This is a genomic window from Succinivibrio dextrinosolvens, assembly GCF_900116345.1.
Classification (GTDB): domain Bacteria; phylum Pseudomonadota; class Gammaproteobacteria; order Enterobacterales; family Succinivibrionaceae; genus Succinivibrio; species Succinivibrio dextrinosolvens_B.
On the sequence record NZ_FPAH01000006.1, the window covers coordinates 1 to 15,951 of the forward strand.

Consider the following 15,951-nt stretch of genomic DNA (forward strand, 5'->3'; position numbering starts at 1 on the left):
TCTATCGTGAAAGAAATATTGTAGAAACGGCTTTTAAACAGTTTAAGGTTTTAAATGATGGTGAACGCCTTAATGCAACAGGTTCTTCCTATAAAGGAAAGATTTTTATACACCTGCTGGCACAAACACTGAGAATGATGCTAAGTGTATCTGCTGCCGCTCATAAAGCAGAAGGAAAGGTATTACCAGGAGAATCACTTGAAAAGGCAATGTTGCAGCTGAAGAAACTGCAGGCCACAAAACCTGCAGGAAGAGGTATATATATAACAAAAGAGATCCCTAAAAAAACTAGAGATCTCTTTGAATTATTCTGTGTACCCTTCCCAAAGAAGCAGATCAAAAATTAGTAACTATGATCTGCGGAGGTTGGGGCTAAAGTGAATGTAATGACTATTTAACTTTTAAGCTGTCTGGCATAGGACCGTACTGACCACCGTTTGGATAGTACTTCCAGCCATCACGGATCTTAATCTTCTCATCCCATGGCAGCTTGTATTTGCCTTCAGCCAGATCCTTAACCCAGGTCAGGTAGTTTGCCTTCTCGCCACCTGGTTTGCCAACATAAGCACGGCAGCCAAGGTTGAAGATATTGTTCTCAAGAGCCCAGTTCTCACGAGCCTTATCAGCCATACGAGGGAAGAGTTCTGCGGTAACAATTTCCCAAGGATTTCTCTGCCCCTGCTGAATTACATTACCGTCATAGTTACAGATTGTACCTTCACCGAAGTAATAGAAGACGTTATCGTAACCTGCCAGGTTTACGGCAACTGTATACATCAGGTTCTGCCATGCATTGGTTCTGTTAGTGATAATCCACTGATCGTTAACCTGTGTTGAGTAACCGGAAATTCTGATATATACGTTACATCCTTTATATGCAGCCTCTCTAGCCAGCTCAGGGAACATACCGTCGTGACAGATACAAACTGCTAATTTAGCACCCTTAGGGCCATCACATACAGGCATACCAAGATTACCAGGAGCCCAAGGTTCTACTGGAACCCATGGCTGTAACTTACGGTAATGCAGAGCAATTTCACCCTTATCATTGATAATGATAGCTGTATTATATGGAGCGCCACCTTCAGGATTTTTCTCCATAATACTGAATACGCCCCAGACCTGGCTCTTCTTACATGCTTCTTTGAAACAGCCAACTTCTGGACTGTCTAAGGTTAAAAGCATTTCATCATATGACCAGATTGAAGTATTCAGGCCCTGAGTTGAATACTCTGGAAATACAATCAGATCTAAACCAGGGTAACCTGCTTTGGTATTAGCGACTGCCTTGCAGATTTTCTCGACATTTACCTTGATATCAGCAGGACCTGTTACAACAGGAACTGGATACTGAATTGCTGCAACTAATAGAGATTCTTCCCATGAACTTACTGAACCTGTACTACCCATAATAATCACCTCTTACTAATACTGATGGTTAAACTTGGAAAGTTGTTTCAACCTTCTCTGGGTTCTATTATTAGATTTTCTGGGTAGCTTATGAATCAGCAGAACACACTATTCACATACGCAAAATAACGTATAAAAGCTTTTGATTTTATATTGAGGAATTAGAGAAAAATAACGAAAGCATATGATTAACCATATGTTATACAAAGGATTATTCTTAAAAAGGAAGATTAAAGAAATGCGGTATCTGCAGGAGAGTAATCTAGCCTGTTAGAGTCACAGCTCATGGCTTTAACAGTTGCTATTGACCTGTAAAATTATCGGAGAATGATTCTGATTACTTCCCCCCCCATTCTCCAATAAATACTTTTTATCAGTATCTCCAGTCTAAGGTTGTAATAGGTGCACCAGGTTTGATAGAACCGTCATCAACCTCTTCCTTTGCAGGAGGTACATCATCCTCAGGGGCTATCTCGTAGGCATAGGCCTTCTTTCTGGCATGAACAACCTTGTCTTTGAGATCAGAGATTGCAATACCGCGACGAAGCATCACTCCACCAATAATCATCTGAGATAAAAGTAGCAATGATAAGCGGTTGCTGAAAACAGAATCATTGGCAATATCAATACTGTCGGAAGACTTTAAGATGAGATCAACCTTTTCAGAGAGTTTGGATTCGTCAGGACAAACACCAATCAGACAGGCACTGTTGGCCTTGATAATATCAACCATATCAAGGATATCCTTGTTGCAGCCTGTAGATGAGAAGGATATAACCACATCACCAAGACGCAGGGTTGATAGAGCCAGCAGCATTGAATTTCTGTCGGTGTAGGACTCGCAGGCAAAACCAAGATTAAGCATTCTGGTTACAAAATCAACGGCTATGAAGGAAGACAGTCCCTGTGATAAAACCACGATACGGTGGGACTGACTTACAACATCAATAACACGGGCCAGCATTGACTCATCAACGTTTCTCTCGGTTGCAGAAACACTGACCTTAGCTCCGTCAATAACCTTTGAGGCAATGTCTCCTACAGTATCGCCCTGCTTAACACTCTCAATCTTTTTCAGATTCTGAGATGAGACCAGAGAACTTAATACCAGCTTGAAGGCAGGAAAGCCTTCTGCGCCGAAGCGCTTACAGAATCTGAATACAGAAGGTTCTGAAACACCGGCCCTTTTGGCCAGCTGTGCAATGTTCTCGTTAATAACTGAGGCAGGATTCTTCAGAATAATTGAGGCTAATTTACGTTCTGATTTTGTAAGTTCAGTTTCATTTGCAATTCTGTCTAAGATATTTGAAGCCATATTTTTAAATCAACTCTAAACTATTCTTTACATATCCATTCTGTACAACATACTGAATCTTAAATTCATCATCGAATACAACCATGTCAGCAATAAAGCCGCCTTCGATACGACCGTATTCGTTAAGGCCCAATGCTCTTGCAGGCGCTGTAGTTGCAGCATACAGAGCATCATCAAGAGAGAAGCCGCAGCTTTGAACCAGGAATTTGACACCGTCGAACATGGAGATAGTAGTTCCGGCATATGAACCTTTAGCATCAATAAGACCGCGCTTATGATCCACAAAGATTTCTGTACCGCCAAGAACAAAGCTTGATGGAGCCTTGGACATACCGGCAACAGACTGGGCATCAGAAACAATATAGAATCTGTCCCCCAAAACCTTATGTGCAAGATTTACCAGTGCAGGATGAACATGTTTACCGTCAGCAATCACGGAAGCGAAAACCTTCTCACTCTGAAGAGCGGCGCCTACAAGACCAGGCTCACGTCCTACTGGGGCCTTCATACCGTTGTAAAGATGGGTAACGTTGGTTATACCGGCCTTGAAAGCCTGCATAGCCTCATAGTAGGTAGCAGAGCTATGACCGATTGAAAGCTTTATCTTGTTGGACAGAAGCTCAACAATTCCCTTTGGTCTTACCACCTCAGGAGCGATAGTCACATATGCCAGGGTATCTCTGTTTTCCAGGAAGAAATCAAAATCCGCCGGAGTATATGGTCTGATATAGCCTGAAGGCTGGAAACCAGGGTGAGAGCTTGAAATGAAAGGTCCTTCCATGTGCAGACCAGGACATACTGTAGGATGCTTTTCCTTAAATTCAGCAACAGCGGCAATGGCCTTGGAGAGATTCTCACGAGGACCTGAAATCATGGTAGGCACAAAGGTTGTGGTACCGTGAGAAGTCTGCCAGCGTCTCATTGATTCAAGAGTATCAATGGATGGATTCTGAGAGAAGGAAACACCGGCACATCCGTTTACCAGAAGATCGATGAAGCCAGGACAGACATGGCAGCCTTTGACATCGATCTCTTCGGCTGTACCGTCTTCAAGAAGAGCCGGATTCATAGGAACAATTCTATGATCCATAATCGCAACGGTATCAACATCCACAAACTCTTCTGAGGTTATATGCAGCTGAGCATTTCTTATAACGGTAACAGCCATAATAAATCCTTATATCTGTATGTAGGTTATTCTATTCACTGCGGGCTCTGGCAGCCTTCTTAGCACGCTTTGCTGCAAAGTCCGGCTTACCCTTGTTCTTCTTGTCACGCAGTCTGACTTTCTTGTGAGTCTTCTTGTCTTCTTCTTTCTTTTTCTTGTCAAAGCCACCGTTGCCGCCAATAGAGGCACGTGAACGTTTCTTCTCTGACTGATGATGACCTGTGGTCTTCTCAGTTGGGAACTCAGCACAGACATTCTTGATGGCTCGTTTCTCAATATCCTTGCCGGTATAACGTTCAAGCTTCTCAAGGAATGAGATTTCATTCGCCATAACCAGAGTGGTTACTACACCCTTTTCACCGGCTCTGGCAGTTCTTCCTGCTCTGTGAACATAGATAGCGGCATTGGCCGGCATATCAAAGTTGTAAACATGAGTTACATCAGGAAGATCAAGACCTCTTGCAGCAACATCAGTTGCAATCAGAATATCCTTGTCACCGCCGGAGAAATTCTTGATGGCAGCCTTTCTCTCATTCATGGACAGATCACCCTGAATGGAGGCACACTTGAAACCTAAACGGCGCAGACTTGCATCAAGTCTCTGTAAACGTTCCTTGGTCTTAACAAAAACAATTGACTTACCTTTAATAGTAGTCAACAGATGGTGAAGAATTCTAATTTTCTGAGGATCTCCTGCTGCATAATATGCGCGGGACTGCAAAAATTCAGGTAGAACCTCATCCTCTTCTCCACCTACGCCTAAACGGACTTCAATAGGATCATTAAGAACTGAGGAGGCAAACTCATCAATACCTGAACCTTCCAGGGTAGCGGAGAACAGCAGAGTCTGATAGCGGTTGTAAAGCTCACGAGTGATTTTAGCAACATCATCTCTAAAGCCCATATCCAGCATTCTGTCGGCTTCATCAATAACGTACATCTCTACAGAGGAGGTATCAATCCAGCCCTTTTCAATGTACTCAATAAGACGGCCAGGAGTTGCAGCAATAATAGAGCTAGGATTCTCTCGCTGAACTTCTCTTGAACCACCACCGATAATCGTACCGGCAGACAGATCGTTAAAGCCGCCGATAAGCTCAGAGCAGACACTTTCAACCTGCATAGCAAGTTCTCTGGTAGGCTCCAGAATAATTGCACGGATTCCGTCCTTCTTCTCAAGAGACAGTCTGGCAATGATTGGCAGTAAAAAAGCAGCAGACTTACCGGTACCGGTAGGTGCCCCGCCTAAGATATCAAAACCTTCCAGAGCCTTTGGCAGAACCAGAGTCTGGACAGGGGTTGGTGTTTCCCAACCTAATTTTTTTATGTTCTCAACTAAAAATTCTGGTAGACCTAATTCGGAAAATAGCATTAAACGCCCTCTTTACCCATGCGTGTGGCATGGCATTTTTTAATAAAAGCAATCACATCTCTGCGTGACTGTGTATCAGCCATTTCTGTACCGTTGAACCATCTGACCAGTTCAAGATCAGAGGCTTCAAGCAGATCAACGTAATCTGCAAGGAACTTTTCATCGCAATTCTGCAAATCGTGCTCAACAAATGGCAGCAGCATCAGATCAAGTTCGCGCATACCGCGTCTTGACTGCCATTTAACTTTTCCTGAAACTTCAATCATCAGACAGATACAACTCCCTTAATAGCAGGATGTGGATCATACCCTACCAGCTCAAAATCTTCATACTTGTAATCAAAAATAGATGGAGCCTTGCGCAGAATATTCATCTGAGGAAGCGCTCTTGGCTCACGTGTCAGCTGCAGCTGAACCTGCTCAAAATGATTCTTGTAGATATGGGTATCACCGCCTGACCATACAAAATCGCCATACTCAAGATTGCATTCCTTGGCAATCATCATGGTTAGAAGAGAGTAGCTGGCAATATTGAAAGGAACGCCCAGGAACATATCAGCAGAACGCTGATACAGCTGACAGCTCAGCTTTCCGTTTGCAACGTAGAACTGATACAGAGTGTGACATGGAGGCAGAGCCATTCTGTCAACATCTGAAGGATTCCAGGCACATACGATGATTCTACGGGACTCTGGATTATGTTTAATCATATCAATAGCATTTGAAAGCTGGTCGATATGACGTCCGTCAGGAGTTTCAAAATCACGCCACTGCTTGCCGTATACAGGACCTAAATCACCATTCTCATCAGCCCATTCATTCCAGATACGAACACCGTTCTCCTGCAGATACTTGATGTTGGTTGAACCGGAGATGAACCATAAAAGCTCGTGAATAATTGACTTTAAGTGACACTTTTTGGTGGTTACCAGAGGAAAGCCCTTTGACAGATCAAAACGCATCTGGGTACCAAAGATTGATCTGGTACCGGTTCCGGTTCTGTCCTCACGGTCGGTTCCCTCTTCCATGATTTTCTTTAATAAATCAAGATATACCTGCACCTGTTGCTCCTAAAAATTAACGATTCTTGCCTAAAGATAAAGTGTCAATTATTGAATACAGTCCCTTGGACTTTGCATATTCAATATACAACTGCTTGATTTTGACACTTGAATTCAATGCCATTGCCTGCTTTCCTACAGCCTGCAGATCCTGAAGGTTAATATTCTTAACGATATACTTAACCATAGAAATCTGAGAGTAATTCATTGAAAGCCTGGTATATCCCAATGACATCAGCAGCATACAGCCGATTGGGGATCCTGCAATTTCACCGCAGACCGCAATAGGTCTCTGCAGAGAATTTGCTCTGTCGATAAGATACTTGAAGTATCTTACCGCAGCAGGATTAAATGCATCAAACAACTTTGATACCTTTGGATTTGCCCTGTCCGCGGCAAACAGATATGAAATCAGATCGTTTGAACCGATTGAGAAGAAATCACACTCGCTGGCCAGCTCATCAAGCATAAAGGCCACACAAGGCACCTCGATCATCACGCCGAATCTTGGGCGAGGGATCTTGGTTCCAGTTTCCTCCTCGATTTCATAGAAAGCCTCATTCAGAATTCTCTTAACGATTACAACTTCCTCAAGTCTTGAAACCATTGGAATCATAATCTCCAGGTTTCCAAAATCCTTGTTGGCAATCAGCATTGCTCGAAGCTGAGTCTTCAGAATGTTTGGCTGGTCGATGCAGACACGAACACCTCTCCATCCTAAGGCTGGATTGTTCTCCTCAATTGGGAGATAGGATAAAGCCTTGTCTCCGCCGACATCCAATGTTCTCATACATACAGGGAGTCCTTTGAACTGAGACAGAAGCTTCCTGTACCAGCCAACCTGCTGCTCCTCAGATGGCAGAGACTCACACAGCATAAAGGAAATCTCTGTTCTGTACAGACCGATACCGTCAGTCTGTTCAGGAAGATCGTCATCATCGTGGTTCAGACCTGCATTCAGCTGAATACAGATTTCCTTGTTATCCTGGGTAACAGCCTTTTCATACTTGCCGGCATTAAAGAGATCGTTCTGCTTTTTAGATGCCGCAACAAGCTGCATATACTCATCAATCACACTTGATGAAGGATCAATCAGTACTTCTGCATTCTGACCATCGACAATAATGGTTCTGCCGTCCACATCGTTAATATCGATATTAACGCCGATAACAGCAGGGATACCTAGATCTCTTGCCAGAATTGCTGTATGAGAGGAAGTTGCGCTGTCAACACAGATAAAGCCGGCTATCTTATCCTTGGTCATCTCTGCAACTAAAGCCGCTGGCATACTCTGCACGACTAAGACTACAGGAGATGACAGTTCTGTCTCCTTAGGAGCCAGATGAACCAGTCTTGTAATCAGGATTGAAGCGAAATCCCGCATATCCCTAATCTTTTCCTTATGTCCATCCTCTTCTGCAGCTTTGATTCTTCTCATGGTTACTACCTTGATTGCAGAAGCTGCAACGTAACCATTCTCAAAAATCTCGTTATCAACCTCATCCTCAAATGTTGGATCATCAAGCATACTGCCATAACCTGACATATAGCCTGAAGAAGCCTTTGAATGAGAGTTCTCCTGAAGATAGAGATTTGCTCTATCCATTTCCATCTGCAGCTGGAAGATTGTCTGATGGAAAAGCTCTGACTGAATATCCTTCTCATCAGAATACATAATCTGAATGGTTTCAAAGGTTACAGGTGGTTTCCAGACCACAGCCTGAGCAATGGCGATTGAACCTGAGCCTGTCTTACCCTTGTATCGGGATACTCTGAAATCCTCATTTTCCTTTATGGTTCTAGTGATGGAAATAATTGAGGCTATCTGAGCTGAAAGAGTAATAAGTAAGGTTTCTTCCTGTTCACCGAATACTCGGTTTTCCTTACACTGAATAACCAGAACTCCAAGTAGCTCCCCCTGATTGATTACAGGTACACCTAGAAACGACTGATACTCATCCTCTCCCACATCCGGAAGATATTTGAAATTAGGATGATCCGGCGCATTGGCAAGATTTATAAGTTCCTGCTTCTGAGCCACAAGACCAACCAGACCTTCACCTATCGCCAGTGTAGCCTTGCCGATGGAGTCTTTCTGCAGACCTTCAGTTGCGGCAAGCTTTAAAATATTCTTTCTTGAAGAAACCAGATAAAGCGAACAGCAGTTGGCGTTTGTCGCATCACGTATCAAATCTACAAGTGTATTTATGGCATCCTCAAAGGACTTCTTAGAAGATACCTCCTGAATAATTTTTCGTAGGGCTAGCAATATTGAATTCTGACTTTCAGACATAGCTACCTTACCCTCCTCGTTGTTCGCGTATTCTTTTTATAATTCACTGAATGCGGACCGAACAGAGCCACCTGAGAGAATATACTCAGGACCTGTCGATACACATCTCTTTTAAATGCAACCACCTGTCGTACCGGATACCAGTAACTTACCCAGCGCCAGTCATCAAATTCAGGATGACCTTTGCGGTTAAATTCTATATGTTCAGATTTGTCTTTATTCAAACAGAGTAAATACCATTTCTGTTTCTGTCCGATACATAAAGGTTTCTCATTCCAGCGGACCAGTCTTTTGGGGAGTCGGTACTTAAGCCAGAACTTTGTACTAGCCAGAAGCTTTACATCATTCCTGGTTAAACCAAGCTCCTCATAGAGCTCTCGATACATGGCATTCTCTGGAGATTCACCTGAATCTACTCCTCCCTGAGGAAACTGCCAGGAATTCTGCCTGATTCTTCGAGCCCATAAAACCTGACCTGAGCGGTTGCAGATTACGATACCTACATTAGGTCTAAATCCGTCTTTATCAATCACAAAAAACCGCCTGATCTTTATCTTTTAAACTTATTGCAATCTGCAAAGTTATACTGTGTGCTATTATAGCAGATAGGGGCCTCACAAAGCTCTTTGTAGATCACGTAAAATCCTTTTTTTACAACTATTCTTCAGGCATTATTTCCAAGGTTCATCTATGGGGTCAGAAAACAAAAAAAATACCAAGATTACCCCACCTCAGAATTTTGACGAACTAATCGCCAATTTAAATTTCATTGTCGGTAAATCTCTGACTGAACTTGCTGAATTTGCAAAGATACCGGTACCTATTGATACACTGCACGGAAAAGGTTTCACCGGGGAGCTAATAGAAAAATGTCTTGGAGCCAGTGCGGCCAATCAGTCGATTCCAGATTTTCCTGAGCTTGGACTTGAGCTCAAATCAATTCCTGTTGATGACAATCTATGTCCATTAGAATCAACTTTTCTATGCTATGCTCCCCTCACCGGGATTAGACATTACTCTTTTGAGTCCTCTCCACTCTACTCAAAAATCACTCGCGTACTGTTTGTGCTGATAAGGGCCTCCAGAGAGCTGGACTTTTCTCAGAGAGTGGTTCTGGGGTATTTCTTCTACACTCCATCAGAGGACGAACTCAACACTGTCAGAAACGACTTTAACGAATTATATGAACTTGTAAAAACCGGCAACGTTGAAAAAATCAATGCACGTATCGGACAGATTATTCAGATGAGACCCAAAGGAGCCAGCGGAAAAGTTCTAACTGAATGCATCGGCCCGAACGGAGAAATTATCCGCACACGACCTAGAGGTTTTTACATGAGAAGAGCATTCACCCAAAAGCTTATTCAACAGAATTTAAGTGTGGAATAGAAACATGGCTATTCTGGTTTATGCTAAAAAGTCACATTAAGCCTCACCATTATTGTGCAATCACATCCCATCCACTGATCAATCGTCTTTATTGAAATTGTTATTTATTTGTTTTATAAAGAATTTATATAAACTAAAATGTTAGTTATATCACACTATATGTGTCTATATTTACCTCATAACGGCTCATTTTTATAATAATTTTATATGTAATATCAATATGTTAAATATCAAAAAAGTAAATAATTTTCATTTTTATGTATTTTTAAAAATTCCTTGTTCGTCACAGATTTGATATGTATATATTCTATCTGTTTAAAAATATTACTATTTTTGTACTGTTTGGGATTACAATGAAATCGAAATTTAGTGGAGTACCGTTTTAGTGTTTGCTACTTACAAAGATCGGTACTTAACATTTTTAAAGGGGAAATTATCGATGAGCGTTTCTAAGAAATTTACAAAAGACGCAAAGGTAAATGTAACTTTCACTATTAAGAAAGCTGCAGCACAGGGTGCTGTTAAAATTGATCTTCTATGTGAGCACAACGGCTGGCAGGCTGTTGCTATGAAACCACAGAAGAACGGCACTTTCAAAGGCATGATCACTGTTCCAGAAGGCGAGAAGCCATCATACCAGTACAGATTCAAGTACACTTTTGAAGACAACTCTGTAAAGTATGACAACGACTGGGATGCAGAGCAGTATGTATCAAATCCTTTCGGCGGAGACAACTCAGTTTTCTCAGCTGTTCGTGATTAATTACAATCTGTAAACAGAATTAGAAGAACCGATGTAATAAAATACATCGGTTTTTTATTACCCCAAAACTACACAATATTAAACCAATCTGTCATTTTTCAAAATCCGCTTATATAAAGGCCTCGCATATTGACTTTAGTGTAAAAAACAGTAAAAACATACCATTATGTTATACAACTTGTATTATTTTCACTTTTTATACTGTTTTTTGTCTAATAAATATGAAATCGTGATTATCTCTGCAAAAAATATCGAATCCCCTCTTTTCTGTATAAAGTAGGCACGACTGTTTAATTGTATTTACAAAAAATTGAGAGGTTGTTTAGGAGAAATAAGAGGAAAGATTTAAGCTCTCCTTGACATCCTCCTCTTGCTAAAGCAAGAGGAGGATGTCAACCAAATAACTGTAATCATTTGGATTGAATGTAGGAAATTTCTCTTTAAAGGTCTTGTAGATTTCACTGTTAGTATCAGACATACCATTCTCAATAATCAGATCTGCAACTGCAGACATAACTGCAGGGTGACGATAACCGCAAAGCATAATCTGATCACGTATGTTCTCACACTTGTCACACTTAGCTTTTAAAGCAGGCTCTTCTTCTTTCAGTCTGGCAAGAGTATCAAGACTCTTCTGGAACATATAATCCTGCATCATGCTTTCAGAATCTTTTGGCAAATCATGTTGTAGTTTAAAATTTCTTTTTAGATAACATATTGTTTTATAAGCATTTGCGTTTTTATCCAGTAAAAAAAATTTAATTTATGTCACAAAATGCTTGACATTAAATGGCGAAATGAATATTATATACATCGTTGACGCGGGGTGGAGCAGTTCGGTAGCTCGTCGGGCTCATAACCCGAAGGTCGTAGGTTCAAATCCTGCCCCCGCAACCAATCAGAAACAGGTTCGCTTATGCGAACTTTTTTTTTACCCCAAAAAAACATATTCTTTGATTTTTCTCGCAATTACTAAAACTATCCTGTATATTCAGTCTGTTAGGTCCTATCTAATATTCTTTATAACCTAAACTTAAAAATATAAGCGTTTACAGAATTACAAAACAACATCATCTAACATTTACGGAAATATTATGCTTGGCAAAATCACTAGCAGTTTTTTTGTAGGATTAATATCAGCAATTCTTATTTCTCCTGTACAGGCACTTGAATCAGAGAACAATGATGCACTTGAGCATGTAAAAATGACAATGCTCATGGAGCATGAAGGTTTTCTAGTATGGTATGCAAAGCAGCAGGGCTGGGATCGCGATCTGGGCTTAGATCTGGAACTATCAATAGTTAATACCTCCGGTCTTGATATCATCAATGACAAAAGAGACCATCCTAACCGCTGGGAACTTACCTGTATAGGAGCAGTCCCAGCAATCATAGCCTCAGAGGATGTCCCTATCAAGATTTTCGGTATTGCCAATGACGAATCCTATGCAACAGATATCATGGTACAGAGTGACAGTGAGATCCTGAATGTAAAAGGCTGGTCCCGTGAGTATCCTAATGTGTATGGTGATCCTGAATCCATCAGAGGAAAAACCTTTTTCTTAAGGTACGGTACATCAAGTATCTATACTCTATCAAACTGGCTTAATATCTTTGGTCTTAAAGAAGATGATGTAAACATTGTGGACAGTTCTCTAAGCGATGCCATTGAAAAAATGAACAACCGAGAAGGTGACGGTATGGTTCTATGGGCTCCAGAAAACTATGAAGCTCTAAAACAGGGCCATCAGATTGTTGCTCATGCAGCTCAGGTTGGAGCATTTGTTCCTGTGATATTCGTTGCAGATTATGACTATGCGGAAAAACACCCTGACGTGCTGGCAAAGGTTCTGGCTCTGTATGATCGTGTAGTTCAGATCCAGAATGATGATGTATTCAAACTGATTTTAAGTTATAAGCAGTTCCTAATGCTTTATACAGGAAAAGTGTTTAACGAGGATTTCTGCATTTATGATCTGAAATCACACCCTACCTACAGTATTAGTGAACAGATTACTATGTTTACAAGTACGAAAGAATACACAAGCGGTATGGAAAATCTGGAGCAGAATATTGCAAAGAAATTTGAGAAGCTGCCAACCAAGAGTGCTATTCCATTAAGTTTCTTTGGAAAGAAGTACAAGAGAGAAACAACCAGTGAATATCTGAAAGAAGCTCTTAAGTATCAGAAGAACAACTATCAGAACATTGAGTAGTCAAAACTGACTAATTCTCATAACTTAAATTGAAGCATACTAATTAGCTGCTTCTTTTTATTACGAAAAAAGCTCAGACCAGAGATCTGAGCTTTTAAATTATCCGGAGTAAATCAGATATTACTGTTTAACTTCTGACTTCTGCTTGAACTCTTCTTTAGCAAGCTTTAACTGAGCCATAAACTCATCATTTGCGTGTAAACGTGCAACAACAGCTGAAGCTACAACACGAGCAGCATCAACGTCTGACTGCCAGTGGTAACCACAGATTACACGGCTCTGGCCCATCTCAAAACCTCTCTTTAGAATCTCGTTCTGTCTGAAAGGATTGATTTCTGCAAGAACTAAAGCCTCAGCCCAGCCGATTGCAGTGTGGCCTGATGGATATGAACCATTTGAAGATAAGGTCTTCTGGTCTTTCATATTGCAGGTATTAACACCATAGAAAGCAAAAGGACGAACTCTCATGTAATGCTCTTTTGCAGATCTGGTTGATAAGTCACCAGCGTCTTCAACCATCTTGCTGATTAACTTGTAGATCTGAGGAGTATTGCTCTTTGAAATCTTCATGCCAAATGCTTCAGATAATGCAGCTGAAACACCCTGAGCATCAACATCAGCATCTCTTGCAGCCTGAGCACCTCTTTCAGTCTTACGTAACATGAAGCCCTTGTTGTACTGAGCCTGATCATTTAGGAAGGTTACGCTGTCCATTGCTGGTGGAGGAGGTAATAAAGCTAAGCTGTCTGCAACGTCAGAAGCATTCAGGTAATACTTCTCAGGAGCTGTTCTTACGTCGTTGTGAGCAGCAAAAGTTGCGGTTGATACTAGCATTGTAGCTAAAATGATGTTCTTCAATTTCATAGTTATGTAGATCCTTAATGTTTGTTTAATTGTTATCAGAAAAAATTTCCCCTGTAATGAGGAGAAATTTAACTCGGATTAGAATGCCACAAGATGAATTAAATCCAAAACACTTTTGGACAAAAACTATAAAAGCGTCATCTTATTTAAAATTGGTTAAGAGTAATATCACAAAAATTGATTTCAGATATTGAAACAAAAATTATGACAAAAAAACTCTTTGCTTTATTTATTTCAACGCAAAATAGGAGAAATAGAAAAAGCGTGAAAGTTTAAGAGGTTTTAGAAAAGTAATATCTGGACTGAAAAAGACATGAACGGATACAAAAATCCCCTGCCATAAGACAAGGGATCTGTATTCAGAGAAAAGATTATCTGATTAGTTAATCTTCTCACGGATACGTGCAGCCTTACCGGTACGGTCACGTAAGTAGTATAGCTTAGCGCGACGAACGTCACCGCGACGGGTTACCTTAACAGAAGCAATCATTGGAGAGTGAGTCTGGAATACACGCTCAACACCCTCGCCTGATGACATCTTACGAACGGTGAAAGATGAATTTAAACCGCGGTTACGCTTTGCAATAACGTTGCCTTCGAAAGCCTGAAGACGGGTCTTGTCACCTTCAACAACCTTAACCTCAACACGTACGGTATCACCTGGGTTGAACTCAGGAATATCAGTACGAATCTGCTCTTTCTCTAGCTGGTCAATAATTGGATTGCTAGCCATTTTTAGTACCTTCCATTAATAAGGATAAACAAAAAAACTATTTTAAATCGTGTTCTTGAAGATATTCATCAAGCAGCTTACGTTCTAACTTGGTAAGCTCACGATTCTTCAGCAAATCAGGTCTTCTTTCATATGTACGACCAAGACATTGCTGCAGGCGCCAGTTTCTTATCTTCTCATGGTTACCGCTCATCAGAACTTCAGGAACTCTCATTCCGTCAATTTCTTCTGGACGTGTGTACTGCGGAAAATGCAGTAAGCCTTGAGCAAAAGAATCTTCTTGCGCATTCTGAATGTTTCCTAAAACACCAGGAACCATTCTTGAAACAGCATCGATGATACACATGGCAGGGAGTTCACCCCCTGAGAGGACGTAGTCACCGACAGAAACCTCCAGATCGACTTCCTTCTGAAGGACACGCTCATCAATACCCTCATAGCGTCCCGCTATGAGAATTACAGAGCCCCAACTGTGGATATCTGTGACCAACGAGTGATTGAGCTGTACGCCTTGAGGAGACATACAAACAACTTTAGTATCCTTCGGTGCTTGACTTCGAGCAACTCTAAGAGCATCTCTTAATGGCTGTACCTGCATCAGCATTCCTGGACCACCACCATAAGGTTTATCGTCCACATTGCCGAATTTATCTTCAGTATAATCTCGAGGATTTATGCAATCGACCTTAATAAGACCGTTTTCACAAGCTCTTCGAGTTACGCCGAATTTAGTTACAGCGTCAATCATCTCAGGAAAGAGCGTAATGACACCAAAATACATTAGTAATCTACGCCCCACTCAACCTCGATTGTTTTTGCATTGAGATCAACTGCCTTAACAATCGGGCCAACGACATAAGGAATCAAGAATTTCTCTTTACGTTCCTTTGCCAGGTGGTCAGAGGGAGACACTTCCATTAAGGGAGCAGCTCCGTAATCCCTAATTCTCGATACTTTACCGAGCATTACACCTTCCAGTCCAATAACCTGACAACCTACAAGGTCAGCCAGATATACGGTACCTTCTGGTACAGGAGGTAGGCTTGAGCGCCTAATCCCAATTTCAGCTCCTGCATAAAGCTTTGCTTCTTCAGGAGTTGATGCCACATCAAGCTTAACAATAAAATCATTACCGTGTGGCTTATATTCTTCAACCTGGACCTCACGCCATTCCGCCCCGCGCTGACGTATAAACCATGGCGAGTAGTCAAAAAGGTCCTCGGGTTGCTGCGTATATGAACGAACCTTCATCCATCCATATACTCCAAATGATGAGCCTAAGGCTCCCATTGGACGCGGTGTATCAGTCAAAGCTTATTAAGCCTCAGCTGACTCAGATGCTGCAGCTTCAGCTTCTGCCTTAGCCTT

General features: G+C 41.4%; 17 protein-coding genes and 1 tRNA gene. 5 read left to right on the top strand and 13 right to left on the bottom strand.

The features are described 5' to 3' along the window. Positions 1–347 (top strand): hypothetical protein (locus tag BM308_RS13305; RefSeq protein ID WP_074942798.1); only part of this gene is annotated, 347 nt, incomplete at its 5' end. A gap of 43 nt (positions 348–390) precedes the next feature. Here the strand turns inward: BM308_RS13305 and BM308_RS02925 are convergent. From BM308_RS02925 to rppH, 8 genes are all read right to left on the bottom strand, one after another. Then, on the bottom strand, positions 391–1,410 hold the full coding sequence (locus BM308_RS02925; RefSeq protein WP_074942799.1) for a formamidase: 1,020 nt from the start codon (positions 1,408–1,410) through the stop codon (positions 391–393). Between the two features lie 373 nt (positions 1,411–1,783). Continuing rightward, a complete protein-coding gene (locus tag BM308_RS02930) occupies positions 1,784–2,725 on the bottom strand; it encodes a MurR/RpiR family transcriptional regulator (RefSeq protein WP_074942800.1) in 942 nt (313 codons plus the stop codon). Positions 2,726–2,729: 4 nt separating this feature from the next. Continuing rightward, a complete protein-coding gene (gene nagA, locus BM308_RS02935; protein ID WP_074942801.1) occupies positions 2,730–3,893 on the bottom strand; it encodes an N-acetylglucosamine-6-phosphate deacetylase in 1,164 nt (387 codons plus the stop codon). 31 nt (positions 3,894–3,924) lie between these two features. Then, on the bottom strand, positions 3,925–5,265 hold the full coding sequence (locus BM308_RS02940) for a DEAD/DEAH box helicase (RefSeq protein WP_074942802.1): 1,341 nt from the start codon (positions 5,263–5,265) through the stop codon (positions 3,925–3,927). Next, complete coding sequence (locus BM308_RS02945) at positions 5,265–5,531, bottom strand: FAD assembly factor SdhE (protein WP_074942803.1); 267 nt, start codon at positions 5,529–5,531, stop codon at positions 5,265–5,267. Before BM308_RS02945 ends, BM308_RS02940 begins: the two co-directional genes overlap by 1 nt. Further along, positions 5,531–6,325 carry a thymidylate synthase gene (locus tag BM308_RS02950; protein WP_074942804.1) on the bottom strand — a complete coding sequence of 265 codons (795 nt, stop codon included), beginning with the start codon at positions 6,323–6,325 and terminating at the stop codon, positions 5,531–5,533. Before BM308_RS02950 ends, BM308_RS02945 begins: the two co-directional genes overlap by 1 nt. A 16-nt stretch (positions 6,326–6,341) precedes the next feature. Continuing rightward, positions 6,342–8,618 carry a phosphoenolpyruvate--protein phosphotransferase gene (ptsP, locus tag BM308_RS02955; RefSeq protein ID WP_083425419.1) on the bottom strand — a complete coding sequence of 759 codons (2,277 nt, stop codon included), beginning with the start codon at positions 8,616–8,618 and terminating at the stop codon, positions 6,342–6,344. 2 nt (positions 8,619–8,620) lie between these two features. Next, positions 8,621–9,151, bottom strand: a complete 531-nt coding sequence (rppH, locus tag BM308_RS02960; RefSeq protein WP_074942805.1) for an RNA pyrophosphohydrolase — start codon at positions 9,149–9,151, stop codon at positions 8,621–8,623. 157 nt (positions 9,152–9,308) lie between these two features. On the opposite strand from rppH, the gene BM308_RS02965 reads away from it, so the two are divergent. Further along, a complete protein-coding gene (locus tag BM308_RS02965) occupies positions 9,309–10,007 on the top strand; it encodes a DNA mismatch repair protein MutH (RefSeq protein ID WP_074942806.1) in 699 nt (232 codons plus the stop codon). A 439-nt stretch (positions 10,008–10,446) separates the two neighbouring features. Beyond that, positions 10,447–10,770, top strand: coding sequence for an early set domain-containing protein (locus BM308_RS02970; protein ID WP_074840889.1), 324 nt, complete (start codon positions 10,447–10,449; stop codon positions 10,768–10,770). Between the two features lie 373 nt (positions 10,771–11,143). On the opposite strand, the gene BM308_RS02975 is transcribed toward BM308_RS02970, so the two are convergent. After that, positions 11,144–11,428, bottom strand: a complete 285-nt coding sequence (locus BM308_RS02975; protein ID WP_074942807.1) for a hypothetical protein — start codon at positions 11,426–11,428, stop codon at positions 11,144–11,146. A gap of 162 nt (positions 11,429–11,590) precedes the next feature. On the opposite strand from BM308_RS02975, the gene BM308_RS02980 reads away from it, so the two are divergent. Next, positions 11,591–11,667: transfer RNA gene (locus BM308_RS02980), tRNA-Met, on the top strand. Positions 11,668–11,864: 197 nt separating this feature from the next. Further along, a complete protein-coding gene (locus BM308_RS02985; RefSeq protein ID WP_074942808.1) occupies positions 11,865–12,986 on the top strand; it encodes an ABC transporter substrate-binding protein in 1,122 nt (373 codons plus the stop codon). 120 nt (positions 12,987–13,106) lie between these two features. Here the strand turns inward: BM308_RS02985 and BM308_RS02990 are convergent, their stop codons facing one another. The 4 genes from BM308_RS02990 to rimM all read right to left on the bottom strand — a co-directional run bounded on the left by BM308_RS02990 (position 13,107) and on the right by rimM (position 15,894). Beyond that, positions 13,107–13,850 carry an acid phosphatase gene (locus BM308_RS02990; RefSeq protein WP_074942809.1) on the bottom strand — a complete coding sequence of 248 codons (744 nt, stop codon included), beginning with the start codon at positions 13,848–13,850 and terminating at the stop codon, positions 13,107–13,109. A 379-nt stretch (positions 13,851–14,229) separates the two neighbouring features. After that, complete coding sequence (gene rplS / locus BM308_RS02995; RefSeq protein WP_031491129.1) at positions 14,230–14,583, bottom strand: 50S ribosomal protein L19; 354 nt, start codon at positions 14,581–14,583, stop codon at positions 14,230–14,232. A gap of 37 nt (positions 14,584–14,620) precedes the next feature. Continuing rightward, positions 14,621–15,364, bottom strand: a complete 744-nt coding sequence (trmD, locus tag BM308_RS03000) for a tRNA (guanosine(37)-N1)-methyltransferase TrmD (RefSeq protein ID WP_074942810.1) — start codon at positions 15,362–15,364, stop codon at positions 14,621–14,623. Continuing rightward, entirely contained in the window at positions 15,364–15,894 is a 531-nt protein-coding gene (gene rimM, locus BM308_RS03005; protein ID WP_143075466.1) for a ribosome maturation factor RimM, read from the bottom strand. The genes trmD and rimM overlap by 1 nt, the downstream gene beginning before the upstream one ends. Positions 15,895–15,951 lie beyond the last annotated feature (57 nt).

Coding starts and splice junctions, on each gene's coding strand:
- BM308_RS02925 (WP_074942799.1), bottom strand. CDS start 1,410: ATGGGTAGTACAGGTTCAGTAAGTTCATGGGAAGAATCTCTATTAGTT.
- BM308_RS02930 (WP_074942800.1), bottom strand. CDS start 2,725: ATGGCTTCAAATATCTTAGACAGAATTGCAAATGAAACTGAACTTACA.
- nagA (WP_074942801.1), bottom strand. CDS start 3,893: ATGGCTGTTACCGTTATAAGAAATGCTCAGCTGCATATAACCTCAGAA.
- BM308_RS02940 (WP_074942802.1), bottom strand. CDS start 5,265: ATGCTATTTTCCGAATTAGGTCTACCAGAATTTTTAGTTGAGAACATA.
- BM308_RS02945 (WP_074942803.1), bottom strand. CDS start 5,531: ATGATTGAAGTTTCAGGAAAAGTTAAATGGCAGTCAAGACGCGGTATG.
- ptsP (WP_083425419.1), bottom strand. CDS start 8,618: ATGTCTGAAAGTCAGAATTCAATATTGCTAGCCCTACGAAAAATTATT.
- BM308_RS02965 (WP_074942806.1), top strand. CDS start 9,309: ATGGGGTCAGAAAACAAAAAAAATACCAAGATTACCCCACCTCAGAAT.
- BM308_RS02970 (WP_074840889.1), top strand. CDS start 10,447: ATGAGCGTTTCTAAGAAATTTACAAAAGACGCAAAGGTAAATGTAACT.
- BM308_RS02975 (WP_074942807.1), bottom strand. CDS start 11,428: ATGATGCAGGATTATATGTTCCAGAAGAGTCTTGATACTCTTGCCAGA.
- BM308_RS02985 (WP_074942808.1), top strand. CDS start 11,865: ATGCTTGGCAAAATCACTAGCAGTTTTTTTGTAGGATTAATATCAGCA.
- BM308_RS02990 (WP_074942809.1), bottom strand. CDS start 13,850: ATGAAATTGAAGAACATCATTTTAGCTACAATGCTAGTATCAACCGCA.
- rplS (WP_031491129.1), bottom strand. CDS start 14,583: ATGGCTAGCAATCCAATTATTGACCAGCTAGAGAAAGAGCAGATTCGT.
- trmD (WP_074942810.1), bottom strand. CDS start 15,364: ATGTATTTTGGTGTCATTACGCTCTTTCCTGAGATGATTGACGCTGTA.